This window comes from Thiospirillum jenense, from assembly GCF_014145225.1.
GTDB classification, from domain to species: domain Bacteria; phylum Pseudomonadota; class Gammaproteobacteria; order Chromatiales; family Chromatiaceae; genus Thiospirillum; species Thiospirillum jenense.
Genome location: NZ_JABVCQ010000004.1, coordinates 131,644 through 153,493 on the forward strand (window position 1 = coordinate 131,644; position 21,850 = coordinate 153,493).

Annotated in this window: 11 protein-coding genes, 2 tRNA genes and 1 pseudogene; 8 read left to right on the forward strand and 6 right to left on the reverse strand. The window is 43.0% G+C overall.

All coding sequences use genetic code 11. The features are described from left to right. Positions 1–85: 85 nt before the first annotated feature. The 4 genes from lon (at position 86) to HUK38_RS02880 (ending at position 3,230) form a co-directional block, all read left to right on the forward strand. Positions 86–2,539 carry an endopeptidase La gene (gene lon / locus HUK38_RS02865; RefSeq protein WP_182582317.1) on the forward strand — a complete coding sequence of 818 codons (2,454 nt, stop codon included), beginning with the start codon at positions 86–88 and terminating at the stop codon, positions 2,537–2,539. A 111-nt stretch (positions 2,540–2,650) separates the two neighbouring features. Beyond that, the gene (locus tag HUK38_RS02870) at positions 2,651–2,926 is read left to right on the forward strand and encodes an HU family DNA-binding protein (RefSeq protein ID WP_182582318.1); all 276 of its coding nucleotides are present in this window, start codon (positions 2,651–2,653) and stop codon (positions 2,924–2,926) included. Positions 2,927–2,994: 68 nt separating this feature from the next. Next, a tRNA-Val gene (locus HUK38_RS02875) sits at positions 2,995–3,070 on the forward strand. Between the two features lie 70 nt (positions 3,071–3,140). After that, positions 3,141–3,230: transfer RNA gene (locus HUK38_RS02880), tRNA-Ser, on the forward strand. Positions 3,231–3,393: 163 nt separating this feature from the next. Here HUK38_RS02880 and HUK38_RS02885 read toward each other — a convergent pair. Beyond that, complete coding sequence (locus HUK38_RS02885) at positions 3,394–3,873, reverse strand: hypothetical protein (RefSeq protein ID WP_238787398.1); 480 nt, start codon at positions 3,871–3,873, stop codon at positions 3,394–3,396. 49 nt (positions 3,874–3,922) lie between these two features. Next, positions 3,923–4,579, reverse strand: coding sequence for an HAD-IA family hydrolase (locus HUK38_RS02890; RefSeq protein WP_338065346.1), 657 nt, complete (start codon positions 4,577–4,579; stop codon positions 3,923–3,925). A 186-nt stretch (positions 4,580–4,765) separates the two neighbouring features. On the opposite strand from HUK38_RS02890, the gene HUK38_RS02895 reads away from it, so the two are divergent. Next, positions 4,766–7,273 carry a glycogen/starch/alpha-glucan phosphorylase gene (locus HUK38_RS02895; RefSeq protein WP_182582323.1) on the forward strand — a complete coding sequence of 836 codons (2,508 nt, stop codon included), beginning with the start codon at positions 4,766–4,768 and terminating at the stop codon, positions 7,271–7,273. A 152-nt stretch (positions 7,274–7,425) separates the two neighbouring features. Here HUK38_RS02895 and HUK38_RS02900 read toward each other — a convergent pair whose 3' ends face one another. The 4 genes from HUK38_RS02900 to HUK38_RS02915 all read right to left on the reverse strand — a co-directional run bounded on the left by HUK38_RS02900 (position 7,426) and on the right by HUK38_RS02915 (position 17,117). Next, positions 7,426–8,715, reverse strand: coding sequence for a diguanylate cyclase (locus HUK38_RS02900; RefSeq protein WP_182582325.1), 1,290 nt, complete (start codon positions 8,713–8,715; stop codon positions 7,426–7,428). 135 nt (positions 8,716–8,850) lie between these two features. Continuing rightward, complete coding sequence (ftsY, locus tag HUK38_RS02905) at positions 8,851–10,146, reverse strand: signal recognition particle-docking protein FtsY (protein ID WP_182582326.1); 1,296 nt, start codon at positions 10,144–10,146, stop codon at positions 8,851–8,853. Between the two features lie 212 nt (positions 10,147–10,358). Continuing rightward, entirely contained in the window at positions 10,359–15,065 is a 4,707-nt protein-coding gene (locus tag HUK38_RS02910) for an ABC transporter substrate-binding protein (protein ID WP_238787400.1), read from the reverse strand. A gap of 96 nt (positions 15,066–15,161) precedes the next feature. Then, the gene (locus HUK38_RS02915) at positions 15,162–17,117 is read right to left on the reverse strand and encodes a PAS domain S-box protein (RefSeq protein ID WP_238787402.1); all 1,956 of its coding nucleotides are present in this window, start codon (positions 17,115–17,117) and stop codon (positions 15,162–15,164) included. A 264-nt stretch (positions 17,118–17,381) separates the two neighbouring features. Between HUK38_RS02915 and glnE the strand changes: the two genes are divergently transcribed. The 3 genes and pseudogenes from glnE to HUK38_RS15490 form a co-directional block, all read left to right on the forward strand. Next, positions 17,382–20,237, forward strand: coding sequence for a bifunctional [glutamate--ammonia ligase]-adenylyl-L-tyrosine phosphorylase/[glutamate--ammonia-ligase] adenylyltransferase (gene glnE / locus HUK38_RS02920; protein WP_182582330.1), 2,856 nt, complete (start codon positions 17,382–17,384; stop codon positions 20,235–20,237). A gap of 180 nt (positions 20,238–20,417) precedes the next feature. Continuing rightward, positions 20,418–21,338: a branched-chain amino acid transaminase gene (locus tag HUK38_RS02925; RefSeq protein WP_182582331.1), complete on the forward strand. Its 921-nt coding sequence runs from the start codon at positions 20,418–20,420 to the stop codon at positions 21,336–21,338. Positions 21,339–21,611: 273 nt separating this feature from the next. Further along, a pseudogene (locus HUK38_RS15490) lies at positions 21,612–21,850 on the forward strand (radical SAM protein); the annotation flags it as partial.

The following is a 21,850-nucleotide window of genomic DNA, read 5'->3' on the forward strand; positions in this document are numbered from 1 at the left end:
TACTGAGTATATTTTCGGTTTCATTGTGGTCATTGTGTCAACATGACTAGGTGTTTTATTAATCTATTTAGCGAGAATTAGTTTTATGGTAGAACGCCCTTCTGAGTCAGATTTTTTCTCTTCAACTGCGCAAGAAGTTGCTGTTTTACCGCTGCGCGATGTTGTCGTTTATCCACACATGGTCATTCCGTTATTTGTTGGGCGTGATAAGTCTATTAAAGCCCTTGAAACGGCAATGAATCATAATAAGAAAATATTTCTTGTGGCACAAAAAAGTGCAGATGTTGATGATCCTGATATTAAAGATTTGCATGTTGTTGGTACCCTTGCCAACATCTTGCAATTATTGAAATTACCAGATGGTACGGTCAAGGTGTTGGTGGAAGGACATCATCGCGCTACCGCCGCAAAATTTTCTGATAAACATGGATATTTTAGTGCGTTTGTTGCGTCGCAAGAAGAAACCTTGACGATTGATGAGCGTGAACAAGAAGTATTGATGCGTTCGGCAGTTACGTTGTTTGAGCAATACGTTAAATTAAATAAAAAAGTGCCGCCCGAGGTATTAACTTCGCTTGCGAGTATTGATGATGCCAGTCGTCTTGCGGATACAATGGCGGCACACATGGCATTGAAGTTGGAGGAAAAACAGCGCGTTTTAGAAATGATTGACATATCAGAACGCATTGAACATTTGATGGGGTTAATGGAAGCTGAAAATGATCTGCTACAAATGGAAAAGCGTATTCGCGGACGTGTCAAGCGTCAAATGGAGAAAAATCAGCGCGAGTATTATTTAAATGAGCAAATGAAGGCAATTCAAAAAGAATTGGGTGAACTGGAAGACGCGCCAAATGAATTTGAAGAACTGAGTCGGCGCATTCATGCGGTTGGTATGCCGAAAGATGTGCATGAAAAAGCACTTGCTGAATTAAATAAATTAAAATTGATGTCGCCGATGTCCGCAGAAGCGGCGGTAGTACGCAATTATATTGATACGTTAATATCAGTACCATGGAAAGTGCGTACCCGTATTCGCAACAACATCTCGGTTGCAGAAAAGGTATTAGATGCAGATCATTTTGGATTAGAAAAAGTTAAAGAACGCATTTTAGAATATTTAGCTGTACAACAGCGGGTGCGGAAATTAAAGGGGCCGATTTTATGTTTGGTTGGACCGCCCGGGGTTGGTAAAACTTCATTAGGGCAATCCATTGCACGGGCAACTAATCGCAAGTTTGTGCGCATGTCACTGGGTGGAGTGCGTGATGAAGCCGAAATTCGCGGTCATCGGCGCACTTATATTGGCGCTTTGCCCGGTAAAATCATTCAAAATCTTGCTAAAGTGAATTCGCGCAATGCGTTTTTTTTACTAGATGAAATTGATAAAATGGCGATGGATTTTCGTGGGGATCCGGCATCTGCATTATTGGAAGTGTTGGACCCTGAACAAAATCATACCTTCAATGATCATTATTTAGAGGTAGATTTTGATTTATCTGAAGTGATGTTTGTTGCCACTGCAAATACGTTGAATATTCCGCCAGCACTGTTAGATCGTATGGAAGTTATTCGGCTATCAGGCTATACAGAAGATGAGAAGGTCAGTATTGCCGAACGCTATCTTGCGCCAAAACAAATGAAAAATAATGGTCTCAAGCGCGATGAATTGGTTATTCGTGAAACAGTATTGCGGGATGTCATTCGTTATTATACTCGTGAAGCTGGAGTGCGTAATTTAGAACGTGAGATTTCAAAGATTTGCCGTAAAGTTGTGAAAGAAATCTTATTGAAAAAACGTGATACTGCTTTAGTAATTACGCCAAAAACATTAGAAAAGTATCTGGGGGTGCGCCGTTTCCGTTTTGGTCGTGCTGAGGAATACGATCAAGTAGGACAGGTCACCGGTTTGGCATGGACTGAAGTAGGCGGTGAATTATTGCGGATTGAATCAGCTTTAGTGCCGGGTAAGGGTAACTTTACCTATACCGGTCAATTGGGGGACGTCATGCAGGAGTCTATTCAGGCGGCATTAACTGTTGTGCGTAGCCGTGCTGAAACATTAGGGATTGATGCAGATTTTCATCAAAAAAATGATCTGCATATTCATGTGCCAGAGGGGGCAACACCGAAAGATGGCCCGAGTGCCGGGGTAGCAATGTGTACCGCATTGGTTTCAGCACTGACGCGCATTCCTATTCGGTCTAATGTCGCTATGACGGGTGAAATCACATTGCGTGGTGAGATTTTACCGATTGGCGGCTTAAAAGAAAAGTTATTAGCTGCACATCGGGGTGGTATTGAAATAGTATTGATTCCGCATGAAAATGAGCGTGATCTTGCTGAAATTCCTAAAAACATTAAACAACATTTGGATATTCGTCCGGTGCGTTGGATTGATGAAGTTTTAGGATATGCGTTGACAGAACAACCCCATGCAGTTCCACCTGTTGCGGCGGCAGAACCGGCGGCGACTCCCGAAACATCGCTAGATACAGAAACAAAACGGCAATTGCCGGATACGCACATGCACCATTAAAGAATGTAGGATCATTGGTTGTCGGTTTTTTCGCGTTCTTAAATTAAAGTGCTAAATGTGCTAGGTCGATTAAACTAAAAGCAGTCCCATATCGTTATTTGAGGAATGATAATGAATAAATCAGATTTGATTGATGCAATGGCGGAAACCGCAGATATTCCTAAAGCAGCCGCTACTCGTGCGTTAGATGCGTTGATTGATACTATTACCGAAAGTCTTAAACAGGGCGACACTGTTTCTATCATTGGTTTCGGTACTTTTTCGGTCAAAGAACGTGCCGCCCGCACCGGGCGTAATCCGCGCACGGGTGAGCCGCTGGAAATTGGCGCATCAAAATCGCCCGCATTTAAGCCGGGTAAGGGATTGAAGGATGCTTTAGCATCATAAGTGGCCGCAATTGCGGCGCACAGCATCACAACCGGGATAAAAACTGGTATGATGCTGCTTGTTTTTGCGGGTGTTTAGCTCAGCTGGGAGAGCATCGCCCTTACAAGGCGAGGGTCGCAGGTTCGATCCCTGCAACACCCACCAACGATTTCAACAGGTTACGCCTGCCTCAATCTCGCCTGACATCAGCAATCGGGGCAAATTTGTAGTATTTGGAGAGGTGCCGGAGCGGCCGAACGGGCTTGACTCGAAATCAAGTGAAGGCGTAAGCCTTCCGTGGGTTCGAATCCCACCCTCTCCGCCAAATCAACGCTTTTCCCGCCCGTTGCGCTGCTTATGGTAAGTAGCATTTCACAATCCACTTTAATTCAGAAAGTTGCAATTAATAATTAACCAACGTTTTCCGTTGTTGATTGGTCATTAGCTAATACTACAAAATTGTTTAATGCAATTAACCTAAATACATGTCAACATTCATTTAGGTTGCGCAGGGTTGAATTGTGTCGCCAATCGGTGAATATTCGATTGAACTTAAGCATGATCTCATCATGGAATCTGTCATCGCTAGTATATTGGATTAACCAGAATACAAAAGGATGTTTGGTATTGCAGTATTTCTGCATGTCTTTTATTGCAGGTTCACCTAAGTTAATAATTAAAGCGGCAACAAAATCTATGAAAAGAAAAAAGCCGGCTACGGTGACATTATCGTCACAAATGTTACTGCAATAGGCGCCCGGATCATCAAGCGACTCAACCTGAGTTATTAACACAATCACCTCCGCTGGTGTCACTAACTTCTTGATTACCTGCAATACATCATCGCGTATTGAATTTGACATGAATTGTGTCAATGCTAACTGCAAATATCTTGTCAAATTCATATCCAATTTTTTTGATTTGTTAATCAAACAACACTTCCCCACCTCTGTAATTTTTACTTTCAACACAATACACTTAATTTAATTATTTAGCGGCGGCGTCTGACATTAATGTTTATCCTAATGTAACTAACCACTGTGGTAATTCAGCTAAACTGCTTAAACAGCCGCAAGGTGATTGGGTAAGCAATCGCTCGCGGGAATGCACGCCATAATCCACCGCCAATGCCCGCACCCCTGCTTGATTCGCCATTTCTAAATCAAATACCGTATCACCAATCATTAACGCCGATTGTGGTGTCGCCCCCAGTTCATCTAATAACTCGAATAGCATTTGCGGATGCGGTTTGGAGCGCGTTTCATCCGCACAGCGTGTTGCGTGAAAATAATGCCCAAGCTGACTTTCTATTAACACCTTATTTAATCCGCGCCGACTTTTACCCGTTGCCACCGCTAATAGCCAACCACCGGCATATAATTCTTCAATCACTCGAGCGACATGAGGAAATAATGGTGTCGGTATTGAATCAGGTGTTAAAAAACGCGCACGATAATGCTCTGCAACCTGAGTGCGCAATTCAGGATCAGCCGTCGGCCACAATACCAACATCGCCTCCTCCAGTCCCAAACCAATCACGTCACGAATTGCCGCCGGCGTGGGGGGCGGCTGCGCAACATCTTGAAAAGCCAATGTCATACACGCGACAATCCGTGCCGCCGAATCCATCAACGTACCATCCCAATCAAAAATAATGAGTTCAGGTTTCATCATATTCCTTAAAAAATAATCAATTAGACTGTATTCACATGGATACGACGTTACCGCAATAAGCCACGAATGACAATTGCCAGTATCCGAATCCTCCCCGGTGCCATTACAATAGGCAAACCGGCCAGCCGCTTCTGCGACTGACACGCGAACAACTCGATTCTTTTGCTGTTATATGGATTCTAAATTATGTCGCCGTTTAAAGACTTAACCGCTAGTTCACCTAATGACTTTTTATTCAATTTGCCGCCACTTCCAATGGACGAAAAGGGACTGGCGCAGGCATTTCAGCATTATTATGCCTACACTTTTGGCAGTGATCCAGAGTGTCGTTCAACGTATTACCCTTATAAAGCATTAGCAATTGCTGTGCGTGATCGTTTAATGGAACGCTGGAAACGCACCCATCTTGCCTGTGACCGCAGTGGTTGCCGCCAAACCTATTACTTATCACTCGAATTTTTAATGGGACGCGCCCTGAGTAATGGATTACTCAATTTAGGCATTACCGACGTCGTCCGCCGAAGTTTATATGACATGGGATTGGTATTAGAAGAAATCGAAACCGCCGAAATGGATGCCGGCCTTGGCAATGGTGGATTAGGGCGATTAGCCGCCTGCTTTCTTGATAGTTGCGCCACTTTACAATTGCCCGTCAAAGGCTATGGATTGCGTTATGAATACGGCATGTTTCGTCAATTATTAGATGATGGTTATCAAATTGAAGAACCCGATCACTGGTTGCGTGATGGCAATCCCTGGGAATTAGAACGCCCCGAATATACCCAGCGTATTCGCTTTGGTGGCCGAACTGAAAATTATCAAGATCAACACGGTCGTATTCATCGCCGTTGGGTAGAAACCCATGATGTACTTGCTGTGCCTTATGATATTCCAGTGCCGGGGTATCGTAATGATACCATTAATACCCTACGCCTTTGGTCAGCCGAAGCAACGGATGAATTTAATCTAGGTGAATTCAATGCTGGCAGCTATCCCGAATCGGTTGCGGCAAAAAATGATGCCGAACATATTACAATGGTGTTATATCCAAATGACGCCAATGAATGTGGTAAAGAATTGCGCTTGCGCCAACAGTATTTTCTTGCCAGTGCCAGTATTAAAGATGTTATGCGGGAATGGATTCGAGTGCATGGCCGTGATTTTAGTCAATTCGCAGAAAAGAATTGTTTTCAATTAAATGACACCCATCCAGCTATTTCAGTTCCAGAATTGATGCGTCAGCTTTTAGATGATCATTATTTAGAATGGGATGAAGCGTGGAAGATTACCAGCCAAACAATGGCATATACAAATCACACGTTATTACCCGAAGCATTAGAACGCTGGCCAGTGCGCATCTTTCGTCAATTATTACCGCGCTTATTAGAAATCATTTATGAAATCAATGCCCGGTTTCTATCCCAAGTGGCGGCACACTGGCCAGGTGACATGGATCGGCAACGGCGCATGTCATTAATTGAAGAAGGTGATGATCCACAAGTCCGCATGGCTTATTTAGCATTGGTTGGTAGCTTTTCTGTTAATGGAGTTGCCGCGTTACATTCTGAATTATTAAAAAGCGGGCTGTTTCGTGATTTTTATGAACTGTGGCCAGAGAAGTTTAATAATAAAACCAATGGCGTCACACCGCGGCGCTGGTTAGCCATGTGTAACCCGGGTTTGCGTGATTTATTAAATGAAGTGATTGGAACAGATTGGGTTAATGATTTAACACAGTTAGCACAATTAGCGCCCTATGCGGAAGATGCGCACTTTCGCCACCGCTGGGATGTAATTAAACGCGCTAATAAAGAACGGGTTGCTGCAATGGTTGCAACAACTTGTCAAGTTGAATTCCCGCTCGACGCATTGTTTGATGTACAGGTAAAACGTATTCACGAATACAAACGTCAACTATTAAACATTCTCCACGTTATTCATCTGTACAACCGCTTAAAACAGGGGCATCGTGGTACAGATATTCCGCGTTGTGTTTTAATTGGCGGTAAAGCAGCTCCAGGCTATGAAATGGCCAAGTTAATTATTAAACTAATTAACAACGTGGCAGTTGTTGTCAATGCTGACCCAGTGGTCAATCCCTGGCTGCGTGTCGCATTTATTCCAGATTATCGCGTGTCTGTCATGGAAATATTAGCCCCTGGCACTGATCTATCAGAACAAATTTCTACCGCCGGTAAAGAAGCATCTGGCACTGGTAATATGAAATTTATGATGAATGGTGCTGTAACTATTGGAACGCTCGATGGTGCAAATATTGAAATTCGTCAACATGTTGGCGATGATAATTTCTTTTTATTTGGGCTGACGGCAGAACAAGTCGAACACACCCGGCATCATTATGATCCCAATCATATTATTGCGAATACCCCCGCGTTACGCGATGTTTTGCACCTACTTGAATCGGGACATTTTAATCAGTTTGAGCAGGGCATTTTTAATCCGATTATTCGCGGTATTCGTGATCCGCATGACCCATGGCTCACTGCGGCAGATTTTGAAAGTTATTGTCACGCTCAAGAACGCGCTGCTAGTGCATTTCAAGATCGAGATCATTGGTTACGCATGAGTATTCTCAATACAGCGTCTAGTGGTTATTTTTCAGCTGATCGCACCATTGCCGAATATAACCGTGATATTTGGCGATTAACACCCATCGCACCAACGGCGAGTTAGATAACACACGGGAATTTTAGCAATTCACTTTGATCTGCATGTTCTTTGCTATTCTTCGTCTTGTTGTTCATGTATGGAGAATAGCGCTGAATTGAGATCACACACAAAAACGACCATTTTGCAACGAAATTTTGTAAATAAAAAAAGTGCATTTAATGATGATGATGGCGTTTTGAATGCCGTGATTTGGGCCGCTGATGCGGCTGAACTGTTGTCAGCGTTGGGTAATGCGCTTCAACGCGATTACGCCCGGTTTCTTTAGCACGATAAAGCGCGCCGTCAGCATGGCGAATTAAAGTTTCATGGTCAGGATTGCGTACATCATCCATTGCAACTCCCATGCTAATAGTCACGATCCCAAACGTTGAAGCGGGGTGGCACATATTCAAATTAGCAACGGCTTCACGCATTTTTTCAGCAACCTGTACCGCATTGTTAATTGACGTATTGGGCAATACAACAACAAATTCTTCACCGCCATAACGGGCGCAAAAATCGCCCCCGCGTTGTAAATTATCACTCAGCGTTTGTGCCACTGTGCGCAAACATCCATCACCCGCTTGGTGACCAAAGTTATCATTGTAGCTTTTGAAGTTGTCAATGTCACAAATCACGAGTGATAATGGCGTTCTTTCACGCCGGCCGCGCCGAAATTCTTCAATGAGATTTTCAATAAAATAACGCCGATTTGGAATTGAAGTCAGCGCATCAAATGCGGCTTGCTGGCGTAATTGATTATAAGAACGCTTTAATAAATTGCCCATAATAAGAATTAACAAGCCACCAACAATTGCCAACCCAGCATGGGTAATTGTTAATGAACGCCAGGGTAATGGCATGACATATGGCAACGTAATACTAATCCCGCCCCGCACGTCACCCAATTGATAACCCTGTTCTGCATGGCATTGCAAACACGGTTTTTCAGTCATTAACACTGCCATATAACGATAGCGTTGCATATCGCTCGTGCCAATGAACTCGCCAATATCTTTTATGCCATTTTCAAATGCTAATAAAGCAATCGTTTCCCAATCATCCGCATAATTTTCGGGCCGAACTGGCATACGACTGGTAATATGGAATTGAATATTGTTTTCTTCTTTAGCCAGTTCAGCCAATTGACGGGTCATGTATGCTGGATTAACTTTAGTCAATGTTAATGTGTCAGAAATGCGCAGATCCCGATCTGCCACTTTAAGATATGGATTAGGTTGGGTCTGCGCGGTAATTGGCACATAGATTCCACCATGCCGGGCATTCCAACGCCGGGTTAATAAAATTTGTTGAAAAAAAGCGCGGGCAGTTTCAATCGCAATTTGACTGCGGGCCATTCGTGCTTGATGTAAATTCCACCCAAATGACACACCAATCAATAGCAGCCATAACAAAAAAACCAGACCTATTTTCACTTTGATGTTGGAGGTATCTTTGTGAATCATTATCGCTATCCAATAGGCTGGATGGGTTAGAATGGTAATAGGGTAATTTTGCTAACATCTATTTAAATGCGGTGAACCAGTCAGTACAACATTGTAATTTTAATAGAAATCCTGCATGGGTTTAATCAAACTTGATTACGGCGATAATAACGCATCGAGGAATTCTTCTGCTTGAAAATAACGCAAGTCTTCAATTGCTTCACCAACGCCAATAAAACGAATGGGTACCTTGAGCGCATCCACTAATGCAAATAACACCCCACCCTTTGCAGTGCCATCTAATTTAGTCAAAGTAATACCAGTTAATGGCACAGCACGATTAAACTCCTGTGCCTGATGCAACGCATTTTGTCCCGTCGTGGCATCAACGACGAGCATCACTTCATGCGGCGCATCTGGATCAAGTTTTTTCATTACCCGAACGATTTTTTTTAATTCTTCCATTAAATTAAGTTTCGTGTGCAATCGCCCCGCCGTATCGGCAATTAACACATCCATTCCACGCGCCGTGGCGGCTTGCAACGCATCAAAAATCACCGCCGCCGGATCTGCGCCCGGTGCCTGCGCAATAACTGTTACTTGGTTACGTTCACCCCACACCTGCAATTGCTCCACCGCCGCCGCCCGAAAAGTGTCGCCTGCCGCCAACATGACGTGATTTCCCTCCAACTGTAGTTGCCGTGCCAATTTACCAATTGTGGTTGTTTTGCCAACACCGTTGACGCCAACCATCAAAATCACCTGCGGATGACCGGCCTGCGGTTGGCGCACTGGCGCGGTACTATTCAACACGAGGGCGCGCAATTCGTCACGCAACGCCGCCACTAGCGCCGCCGGCCGCGCCAATTCGTGACGTTGTACCTGCGCCGTCAAATCCGCAATGATGCGCGTTGTTGCGGGAACACCAACGTCGGCTGTTAGCAACAGCGTCTCCAGTTCTTCCAGCAATGCGGCATCAATTTCTTTGCGGCCACGCAACAAATCACCAACATCTGCTGTCAGCACCGCTCGTGTTCGCGCTAATCGTTCGCGCAAATTGCTTAACACCCCACCGCTTGTAGCTGTTGCATTTTCACGCACCTGTTGCGCGGCAGCCAAAATGCGTGAAGCGGCTGGTGAAGTGGTCGCCATTGGAGGCGCCGGCACGGGTTCTGTAACGCTGATGATGACCTTGGGTTGCAATTCCACAACAGGTTGTAATTTTGCTACGGGTGACGGCGCTTCAAGCGCAGGCGCAGTGGGCGTGGTGTCATGCCGCAACCGTTCACGCAGGCGCGTCAGCAAACCTGTTTTAGGCAATTTTACCTCATTTGCCGCCAAGTGTGTATTTTCAACAACAGGCATTGATGCGGGCGGCTCAGGCGGTGCAATTGGTGCGGTGGTGATAGATGATGCGGCAAGCGGCTGTTTCTTTTTACCAAATCCAAACATGATGTAAATTCTATTCGTTGTAGTGATTAAAAATGACTAGGTAAGTCATTTTCTGGTGCGGTGTTAATTAAAAATCTCACTGTTTTGAACTGATAAAGGCAATTGATTGTCACCGCCAATTGGGATTGATTGGGATGCGTAGTCCTGTTGGTTAATATGGATTAAGTTAAAACAACTCATTGTTTGGCCTTTGCTAGGTATTTCACCTTCACTCAATCCACTGATTGAGTGGAAAGCAAACGTTCTAAATGCGCCGCCGCCGTTTCAAAATGATAATCTTCAATGGTATCAGTGAGCATTTTGATAACTACAGGTGGTAAGGCGGCAGCTAATAACGGTTGAGCATCGCGTAATACATCTTCGGCAGTTGGGTCGTGATCACTGACTAAACTGTGCAATTGAATTAATACGGCACACAGATTAGCACTGAGTGTCAGAGGTGCTTCAAGCGCTAATAAAACAGATTCAAAATCTGCCGCTGGTGTTATGGGTATGACATCTGCGGGATACGCAATTGCCGGGGCGGGTAATGCGGCAGTGCAGGCTAAACTAAACCACACTTGGAAATGAAACGTGCTGCCATTACCCACGCGACTATCTATTTTAATAACGCCACCCATCATATCTACCAAATGTTGGCTAATCGCTAATCCTAATCCAGTACCGCCATAACGACGAGTACTGGAATTGTCGCCTTGACTAAAGGGTTCAAATAAACATTTCATCTTTTCTGGGGGAATACCAATACCCGTGTCTTGTACGCGCACTTCAAGTAATGCGCGATTTGATTCAATCGTGTGCCAATGCGTGTGAATACGCACCTCTCCTTGTTCGGTAAATTTGACGGCATTATCGCCTAAATTAGTGAGAATTTGCTCTAATCGCAACGGATCACCCAGCAAAGCACGGGACACACCCGTAGCGCGTTCTAACCGAAATGCTAAACCCTTTTCTTCGGCGGCATAACCAATAACAGCCGCCACATGATTCAGTACCATATCCAATTCAAATTCAACTGTTTCTAATGTTAAACGCCCAGCTTCAATACGGGAAAAATCTAAAATGTCATTTAACAAACTAAATAATGCTTGCGATGCGCTATAGGATTTTTCTAAATAACTATGCTGTTGTGCTGTGAGTTCGGTATCTAAACACAAATGTAACATGCCCATTACAGCATTCATTGGGGTGCGAATTTCATGGCTGATGTTTGCTAAAAAGTCACTTTTAGCACGATTAGCTAATTCAGCTAATTCTTTGGTTTCTTTTAAGGTTGTTTGTAGCTTTTGATGTTCGGTGATGTCACGAAATGACCACAATCGCGCCGGTTGTTGATCTATTTTTAATGATCGCGTATAGCGTTCAAAAATGCGTCCATCTTTTAAATACAATAGATCGCGGACAGATCGTTCGCTGGCATCAACGGAAGCTGTATTAAACTGCGGTAAATCTTCGACATCCGCTAATTGACCAAACATGTGTACTAATAAACGTGATTCTTGACCTAATAACACCAATTCATCCGGTAGATACCAGAGTTGTTGAAAACGCGCATTGATAATTAAAACAATGCCGTCGGCATTGACCACCAGAATACCATCATCTGTAGCATCCAATGTGGCGCGTAGAATTGCCCGGTGACGGGATACCACATATTCAGCGCGGCGGCGTTTTTTAATTTCACGCATCAATTTGCGATTCCAATGCAATACGATCATTAACACCAACAAACCAACGCCGACAATTTGCCAAACGAGCATGTAATCAATAATTGTTGGATGCGATACTTGTATCCAACGACTTTGAATACTGTCGCGTTCATGTTGTGGAATAGCGGCGAGTGCGCGGGTTAATAATTCAGCTAAAATCGCCCAATCTTTTCGGACTGCCATACTTAATGCGATTTCATACGGCGTCGTACCAGCCATGCGAATTTGAATTAAACCAGTGTGACTAATTGCATGACTTGTGGTGACTAAACCACTAATTACGGCATCCACTTCATATGCTGCAACTGCATGTAATGCGCTATTAATATCCAGAAATGATTGTAATGTGAGTTCAGGATGATCGTGATATAACCAATTAGACAGGGTGTAATCAGCAACTACGCCAACACGCTTGCCCGCAAGTGCATCTAAATTGCCATAAAATGGCGCATCAATTGGTGCAAAAATAGCGACTGGAAACGTGAGATAGGGCGGTGTGAAATGAAAGGTTAGTTGGCGCTCGGGCGTTTGCGCAAGTGCAGGTAATATATCAATATGACCACGCTCCAGTAACTGCAGTCCCACTGTCCAATTTTTAACAGGTATTGCCTCAAAACGAATATTCAATAAGCGTTCTAAATAGCTGAGATATTCGGGGACAATGCCAGCGGCGTGTTGGTTTTGATCTAGGTATTCAATCGGCGCCCAATCAGAATAGATGCCATAGCGAATGACTTGATGTTTAGCTAACCATGCAGATTCGCTGGATGATAATAATAATTCAGTGGTCGCCGCAAGTATTGAACTGGTGTTTGTCAACCAACGTTGCCGAATACGTTCTTGTTCAGAAGGTGACAGATTGCGCAGTACCTTATTTAAAATTTGTGCGAGTATTGACCAGTCATTACGAATAGACATCACCGCTGGATGACGGCTATTTTCAACAACGCCGACAATGCGCATGGCTAATTGAATGTTGTGCTGCCGCCACCACTCGAAATCAATTAATCCAACTACCACATCTACGCGCTTTTCCAACAGCGCTTGCGCCATTATTTCATTACTGTTAAATCCAATAGCGATAATGTTTGATTGGGTTTCTAATAAATGCTCTATCTTTTTCATGCCAGATAGATAACCCACTCGTTTACCACCAAGTTCATCTAACCGATGAATGATTGGATGTTCTGATAAGGCATAATAGTAAAGATAGCCTTGATAAAATGGATCAGTGTAAATAAAGTGCTGATCCCAAGTTGGATTGGGTGATGATAATGCTAAACCATCAATGGTATGTGTTATTGCTTTATTAGTAACTGTTTGCCAGTCACTTTCAACATGTAGAATAATACGATCACCTAACTGTCGGTTGATTAGTTCAATATAATCTGCCACTAATCCTGTGTAACCACCGTCAGGATTAACTATAATATCAGGTTGAAATTGATCTGAAATACCTAAAACAATTTTGGGGTGCGCAACCAACCAGTCACGTTCTTCCGCTGTGAGTATTAACGGTATTGCAGTTTCAGGAATAACTGTACCCCATTGTGCGAGGATGTTATCAATCGTCTTTTGTCCAATCACTGCCAAGGCTTTATTTATGATGCTATGCAGCTCTGGATACTTTTTAAGTACCGAATAACACAGCTTGGTTTCACTACTAGGTATGGGAAAAGCGACGCCAATATCTGGAATTAACTGTTTGCGTAAAATGGGTAGTAGTGCGAGTGACGAAACAATGGCATCAATTTGACCAGAAAGCAGTTGAGTAATTAAATTGTTGAATTCATCTTCAACTGCAATAATTGTTGGCCACTTCGCTAATAAATTGCTTTCTGCTGCAACCCCACGCAAATAACCGACACGCTTGCCATTCAAGTCTGACATAGTGCGTAACGGCGAGGTAATGCCGCCACGAGTAAAAATAAACCGTGATACGCTATAATAGCTATCAGTAAATAAAAAGCGATCAGCCCGTTCTGGCAGTGCGGCAGAAATTGCTAATCCATCTAATTCACCACGTTCTGCTTCTTCAACAATATCAGACCAATGCCCTAGTTTTAATCGAATATTCAAGCCGGTCAAAGCGCGAATGCGTGCTAATAAATCTGGTTCAATCCCAATAATGCTACCATCTTCTTTAACCTGTACAAAAGGGTACCAACGTTCATCTGTACCAAAGACTACTTTGGGATGTTTAGCAATCCATGCATGTTCGGCATCCGATAAAATAATCTGGTCGGTATTTAGCCATTGATCAAATAAAAAATTATTGAGATTGGCACGGTCACCTTCTTGTCCAGCTTCTAATAAACTGTTGGCTGCCAAGCTGATTCTTTCCGTTGAAATTGTTCCAATAGGCGATATGTTAGTTAACATTAATTGGCGTATTTTTTTTGCTTCATACTGCAATGCTTCACGCGATTTACGCTGTGTATAACGATTTAAAATCAGCTCAATGATTTCATCAGGATGATCCAGAGCATATTGCCAACCTTGATTGCTGGCTTCAATAAAAGCACGGGTTTGTTCTGGATGGTTATTAACTTCGGCGTTAGTGGTAAATAGATAATCATCACCTAACCCTGGCAAATAACTCGTAAGTTCTATGATTTGAAATGCCACCCCTTTTTGTTCAAGTTCAAACGGCTCGTTACTCAGAAATGCGGTCATAGCTTCTATTTCGCCACGAATAAAAGCGGTGGTACTGAAGGTATGTGGCACAATGGTGATATTGCTGCCGGGAACTAAACCAGCTTCACGCAAAGCGGACTGAATAAGTGGTGTATTTAATTCTTGATCTGTCATCATTAAACGTTTACCACGCAGATCATCTAAGGTACGCAGTCCGGACTGACTGAGTAGTACTAATGCCGGTTTTTTAAAATAATTAGCTAATAACTTGACAGGTTTTTCAGTCAGTCGCCAACTAATTACACTGCTATTAGTTAAACCGTAAGTCACTCGCCCAGATAATACTTCTGCACAGACATCTAAATCTGATTGATATTCCCGCAACGTGACTTCCAGACCACGATCACGGTAAAAACCTTTTGCAATAGCAGCATAAAATCCAGCAAATTCAAATTGATGTTTCCATGTAAGCTGGAGTGTCACTGGGGTTAAAGAGTGTTTTTTGTGAGTAACAGCAGCATGGGTTGACAAGGGAATTAATATGAAGATGCTAGTCACAACTAGCCATGCCATTAAATTTAAATCATTTTTTTTATCAAAATGAATAAAAAACATAGGTACTAAAACGTTGCATGGCATAATGAAAATGCAATTATTATAGGATAAAAATTAAACAGATGATGGCATGGTTAGCCAAATACAGGTGCGGTTTTCGGTGTCAGAAGTATCCATATAAATCTTAAACCCCATGACATCTGACATTAGCTTGGCTGAATAAGTGCCAAGCCCAGTACCGCCTTGTTTGCCATAGGTTTTGTATTTTTCAAAAAAATGTTTGCGAATAGCTTCGGCAACAGTGCCAATATTGCACATGGCTAAAGTAACAGCCTCTTGTTGTTCTAGATCAATAGTAATTATTTCAGCTGGGGGCGAAGCTTCAATTGCGTTGCTCAACAAATTAGATAAAATAGAAAACAACAATCTTCGATCAGCGCGTACTAATAGTTGTTTTTCAACGTGTACACAGCATCCTCCGAGTGTTAATTCAATATGTAGCTGTTTTTCTTCTAAACGCGGCTGTGTAATCTTTGCTAATTGCAACAATAACTCGATAATATCTACGGATTGTGGCATATAGATATAGCGCCCCGTTTCCATTTTAAATAAATCCAATGATGCATCTATCATATCTAACATTTTTTGCCCCGATTCTTTAATTAACGCTAAAATTTCGCGTTGCTCATCTGTTAAATTATCATCAAATTCTAAGACCTGTGGAAAACCAATAATAGCATTGAGTGGTGTTTTTAAATCATGACGCATGATGCGTTCAACGTCTTCTTTTAGACGGTCTAAGGATTTGCGATCACTAATATCTTCTTTGACTGAAACATAATTAACCACAGCCCCATTGGTATCTAAGATAGGTGAAATACTGGTCGACTCCCAAAATAAACTACCATCTTTTTTACGATTAACAATTTCGCCGCGCCATGTTTGTCCACTAGAGAGCGTAGCCCACATTGTTTGATAAAATTCTTGATTATGTTCGCCGGATTTAAGAATACGCGGATTTTTGCCAATAATTTCTTCTTTATAGTAACCCGTGATTTGAGTAAAATATGGATTTATATAGATAATATTACCAACATGATCCGAAACAACAATAGATGCTGACGCTTGTTCTACCGCACGAACTAATGTGCGCAATTGTGCTTCCTGTAGTTTTTGTCGTGTCACATCAATAGCGACACCTTCAATTAATACACGACCTTGTTCATGAATAAGGTATTCATGGAGAGTCAAATAACGCAGGCCAAATGTTGGATGTTGATATGCCATTTCAAATTCTGCAATAGTAATATCCCCTGCTAATAATAGGCGGTTTTGTTCCAAACCATGATCTAATGATTCTGGCGTCCAATCCACAACGTCAGACCAAAGTTGCCCTATGGCTTCTTCATGCGAGGTGACACTTAAAAATTCAAATCCTTCGCTCACATATAACAACTCACCTTGCAATGAATGTGTGAAAAATAAAACGTGATCTTTCAAGCCCCGTGTTAAGCGAATAAACCGCGCCTGACTTTCACGCAAAGCCGCTTCAGCGCGCTCACGTTCGGCAATTTCATGTTCCAAACGCGCTACATGTGCTTCACTAGCATCGCGTTCCCGAATGACTTTAGCAACAAACCGATTACCCGCTTCTAATGTTTTACGCGCTTGTTTTAATTGTGCCGCAAGCGCCAACTGCGCCTGAATACGCGCTAATAATAATGGTGGATTGACCGGTTTAGTGACATAATCAACTGCCCCAACAGCGAACCCCTGAAACTCATCTTCCGGTTGATTACGGGCAGTCAAAAAAACAACTGGAATTTCACGAGTGCGCAAATCCGCTTTTATTTCTTTGCATACAGTGTACCCATCCATACCAGGCATCATAATATCTAATAAAATTAAATCAGGAACAGGTGAAACGACTGCTAATAACCGCAATGCTTCTTCTCCACTGGTTGCGGCTCTCACGCGGTAATCATGTTTAAGAATATTGGAAAGAATTCTCAAATTATCAACATGGTCATCAACAATTAAAATTGCTTCAGTATTCGCTTGGTGCATCATGTTAATTGAATAAAAAAGTTAAATTTACCAGTCAAATGTCAGGGGATTTTAACAAAATTTGAACGACTTGTCGCTGTCATATCACTGTTCACAATCTCTGTACCCTGCATTTTAGATCACGAATAGTATCAATTTGATAGAATTACAATAGCAGCACTCAAAAACTTACTTTTAACCAACTGATTTTATTGAATAATTATTTAGTAATGTACACAACTATTTTATACGAGTGAACACTTTATTTTTATTAATGGCGCAGTAAATATGACCAACGTTGATCTCACACCGATGGAACACCACTGGCAAACTTGGCTAAATTGGGCGGCAACCCATGATATGCAAGTACCTGAAGATTCAGCATTTTTAACTGCTCGGGCGTTAGTATGGACGGCGAGTGAATTTGTCGCTGTCAATGTCGCCCGTGACCCGGCGCGCTTTGCCGAACTCATTGTCAGTGGTGATTTATTACGCCCTAGTGCCAATTTTAATTTCGCGGCACAGCTTGATACATTACTTAATCATGTCACTGATGAAACGCAATTAGCAAGCGTCCTGCGTCAATTCCGTTGTATTCAAATGATTCGTATCATTTGGCGTGAATTGGCTAATTGGGCAAGTTTATCCGACACCTTTATTGGGTTAACAACTTTAGCTGACGTTTGTGTACAACACGCATTAGCACGTTTATATGCATGGCATATTGCCGAATACGGCGTACCGAATGATACAAATGGTCAACCGCAATCATTAGTCGTATTGGCAATGGGTAAACTTGGCGCGGGTGAATTGAATTTATCATCGGATATTGATTTAATTTTTGCCTTTCCAAGTCATGGTGAGGTCAGCAGCGGTCCACGCCCGCTCAGTAGTGAACAGTTTTTTATCCGCCTGAGTCAGCGGTTAATTCATGTTTTAGATACACAAACTGCCGATGGATTCGTATTTCGCGTTGATACGCGGTTACGCCCTTTTGGTGATTCAGGCCCATTGGTAATGAGTTTTGATGCACTAGAAGCCTATTATCAAGCGCAAGCACGGGAATGGGAACGTTACGCCATGATTAAAGCACGAGTCATTGCCGGAACACCCGCCGCAACCAACGAATTGATGGCAATATTAAACCCATTTGTGTATAGACGCTATTTAGATTTTGCCGCTATTGCATCACTACGCCACTTAAAAAAGTTAATTGATCGTGAATTGCAACGCAAAGGGTTAGCTGACAATATTAAGTTGGGGCCAGGTGGAATTCGAGAAATTGAATTTATTGGACAGGCCTTTCAGTTAATTCGTGGTGGGCGTGAACCAGAGTTACAAGTGCGCCCAATTTTAACAGTGCTGCGATTATTAGGTGAAAAAGCAATTTTACCAATGGCAGCGGTGAATGGACTCGTTGCTGCATATACCTTTTTGCGCCGATTAGAAAATCGATTGCAAGCATGGCAAGATCGCCAAACTCATACATTACCAATAGCAGATAATGATCGTTTACGATTAGCACATTCATTAGGTTATGATAATTGGAATGCGTGTTATAATGAATTACAATGCCATCGTGAATTGGTGCAAGCACAATTTGATGCCAGCATTGCCGAACAATTGACGACAGATCAAGATTGTGTCGTTATTGATTCATCTGAATTATGGCCGATTGATTCCACACCAGAACGCGCCGTCGTCGTGTTACATCAATTGGGGTTTAATAGTGATGAGGCATTATTGATACATACACGTTTATTACAATTTGAACAGTTGATGGCGCGCAAAGGATTAAGTCAACGGGGACGTGAACGGTTAGAACGATTGATGCCAAAACTGTTGCATCATTTAATGCAGCACAATAAAAATAGCGTGTCTCAAGTATTGATTTTAGAACGGTTATTGCGGGTATTAGAGGCAATTACTGGCCGCACGGCGTATCTTGCGTTATTAGTTGAACGCCCTGAAGCATTGAAACAATTGGTGCGTTTATGTGCCATGAGTCCCTGGTTTAGTGAACGCACGGCGCGGCAACCATTATTATTAGACGAGCTGCTCGATCCGCGCCGCTTATTTGCACCATTACGAAGCGCAGAATTAGAACGTGAATTAACTACATTACTTGCTACCGTAGCAGTGGATGATTTAGAACAGCAAATGGAGCGCTTGCGTCAATTCGCGCATGGGCAATGCTTGCGCGTGGCGGCGGCGGATGTAACTGGCGTGATTCCATTAATGGTGGTGAGTGATTATTTAACCGATATTGCACAGGTGACAGTAAGACACGCATTGCGGTTGGCGTGGAACGGGTTATGTGACCGGTATGAATTACCCATATTAAATCATGGTGAATTCACGCCGGGCTTCATTATAATTGGTTATGGTAAATTTGGTGGCATTGAGTTAGGGTATCATTCTGATCTTGATTTGGTGTTTTTGTATGATGAAACATGCTGCAATGCGCCGCCAGCGTTTTATTTGCGTTTAAGTCAACGTTTTATTCACATTTTGACGACGCCAACCTATTCGGGTTATTTATATGAAGTGGATACGCGTTTGCGTCCAGATGGCAATAAAGGATTAATTGCGCGAACGCTGGATTCATTCGCTGATTATCAATTGCATGAAGCGTGGACATGGGAACATCAAGCACTCGTGCGAGCGCGAGCGGTGGTGGGCGATGCGCAATTAATCACTCGCTTCCAAGCAGTTCGTCATACCGTATTAACACAGTCAAGAACGGCGAATAAATTGCGTACTGAGGTGGCGGCAATGCGAATGAAAATGCGTTCGGCTTTAGATCGAAGTACAGCGGAACAATTCGATTTAAAACAGGGCGCAGGCGGTATTGCTGATATTGAATTTATGGTGCAATACGCGGTATTGCGCTGGGCGGCAACGCATTCAGAATTGACTGAATGGACTGATAATATTCGATTGTTAGCGACCTTGGAGCAATTGGCGTTATTACCTAGTCTAGCGGCGGCTGAATTAACTGAAGCGTATAAAACATTGCGCACGGCGTACCATAGTCAAGCGTTGCAAGATGCACCGGGGGTAGTGAAAAATGACTGCTTGACCGCAGTACGGGCCACCGTCATTGCATGGTGGCAGCATATAATGGATGATGCGACGGACTAACTCATCATTCACAGCACAGCAGATTGTAAAGTTTAATTGCTGTCTAAATGGTATTCAATCTAATCACTCGGCGAGATTTAATCGTGATTTTTGGGTGGATGTTAGGTTACTATTATCTGCCTAACAGGGGTTATTGGTAATCCAATACACTTAATTTTTAATTCTGGAGTCACTTAAGCAATGAGCATGGCAGATCGAGATGGTTTTATTTGGTATGACGGCGAATTAGTTCCCTGGCGTGAGGCACAAACGCATGTTTTAACCCACACATTGCATTATGGTTTGGGCGTTTTTGAAGGGGTACGAGCGTATGAAACGGCTAATGGTACGGCGATTTTTCGTTTGCAGGATCATACACGTCGGTTATTTAATTCAGCGCATATTTTAGGGTTGCCGATTCCCTGGGATCAGGACACTTTAAATGCGGCGCACTGTCAGGTCGTGCGGGCAAATCATTTGACTTCGGCCTATATTCGCCCAATGATCTTTTATGGCTCAGAAGGAATGGGTTTGCGAGCGGATAATTTGCAAGTTCATGGCATTATTGCCGCGTGGCAGTGGGGATCATATTTAGGTGAAGATAATATGAAGCGCGGCATTCGGGTGCGGGTGTCATCATTCACGCGCCATCATGTCAATGTCACTATGTGCCGCGCAAAAGCGAATGGTAATTATATGAACTCGATGTTGGCATTACAGGAAGCATTGCGTGATGGTTATGACGAAGCGGTGTTACTTGATGCACAGGGCTATGTGATGGAGGGTAGTGGTGAAAACATTTTTATTATTCGTGATGGAGTGCTGTATACGCCAGATTTAACGTCGGCACTTGATGGTGTGACGCGCAAAACAGTGATGACATTGGCACAGGAATTGGATTTAACGGTGATTGAAAAGCGGATTACACGCGATGAAGTGTACATTGCGGATGAGGCGTTTTTTACTGGTACTGCGGCGGAGGTGACGCCAATTCGTGAAATTGATGGACGGCAAATTGGAATGGGCAGTCGCGGCCCGATTACCGAACGGTTGCAACAGCACTTTTTTGATCAGGTGCATGGTCGTTCTAATAATCATTTTGAATGGTTGACGATTGTATAAATTGCTTGCGTTAAGAAAACGTATGGCGGTTATGATCTTATTGTCATTTCGAGCGGTGTGAAGCGATTTTGCTTGCCTAATTGGTGAGGGATATTTGTAATACAACGCGCCGTCGAAATGACATGTTAGCTAATGAAGATGTGTCTAGTTAGCTAATTAGAGTTAGTCGCATCGTCCAAGCTAAAGACAGCCTGTCTTATTGATTTTCTCTGGAATCATATTTAATACAACAGGTCACGGTAATTAAAATATCAACACTGGGGGATGAAATTGGTGTCTGATGCAGAGTTATCATACAGTCCGCCGGCATTTAAACAACACGCGGTGCGCTTTTCAGTCACGGAGAAATGCAATTACCAATGCTTTTTTTGCCATGAAGAAGGATTGGCAATGGCGACAGCGCGGCTGCCAGCGGCGGCGCAACCATTGCGTGAATTATTGGTACAATTAAAAGCGGCGGGCGTGTGTGATTGGACTTTTACGGGTGGCGAGCCGTTATTAAGACAAGATAT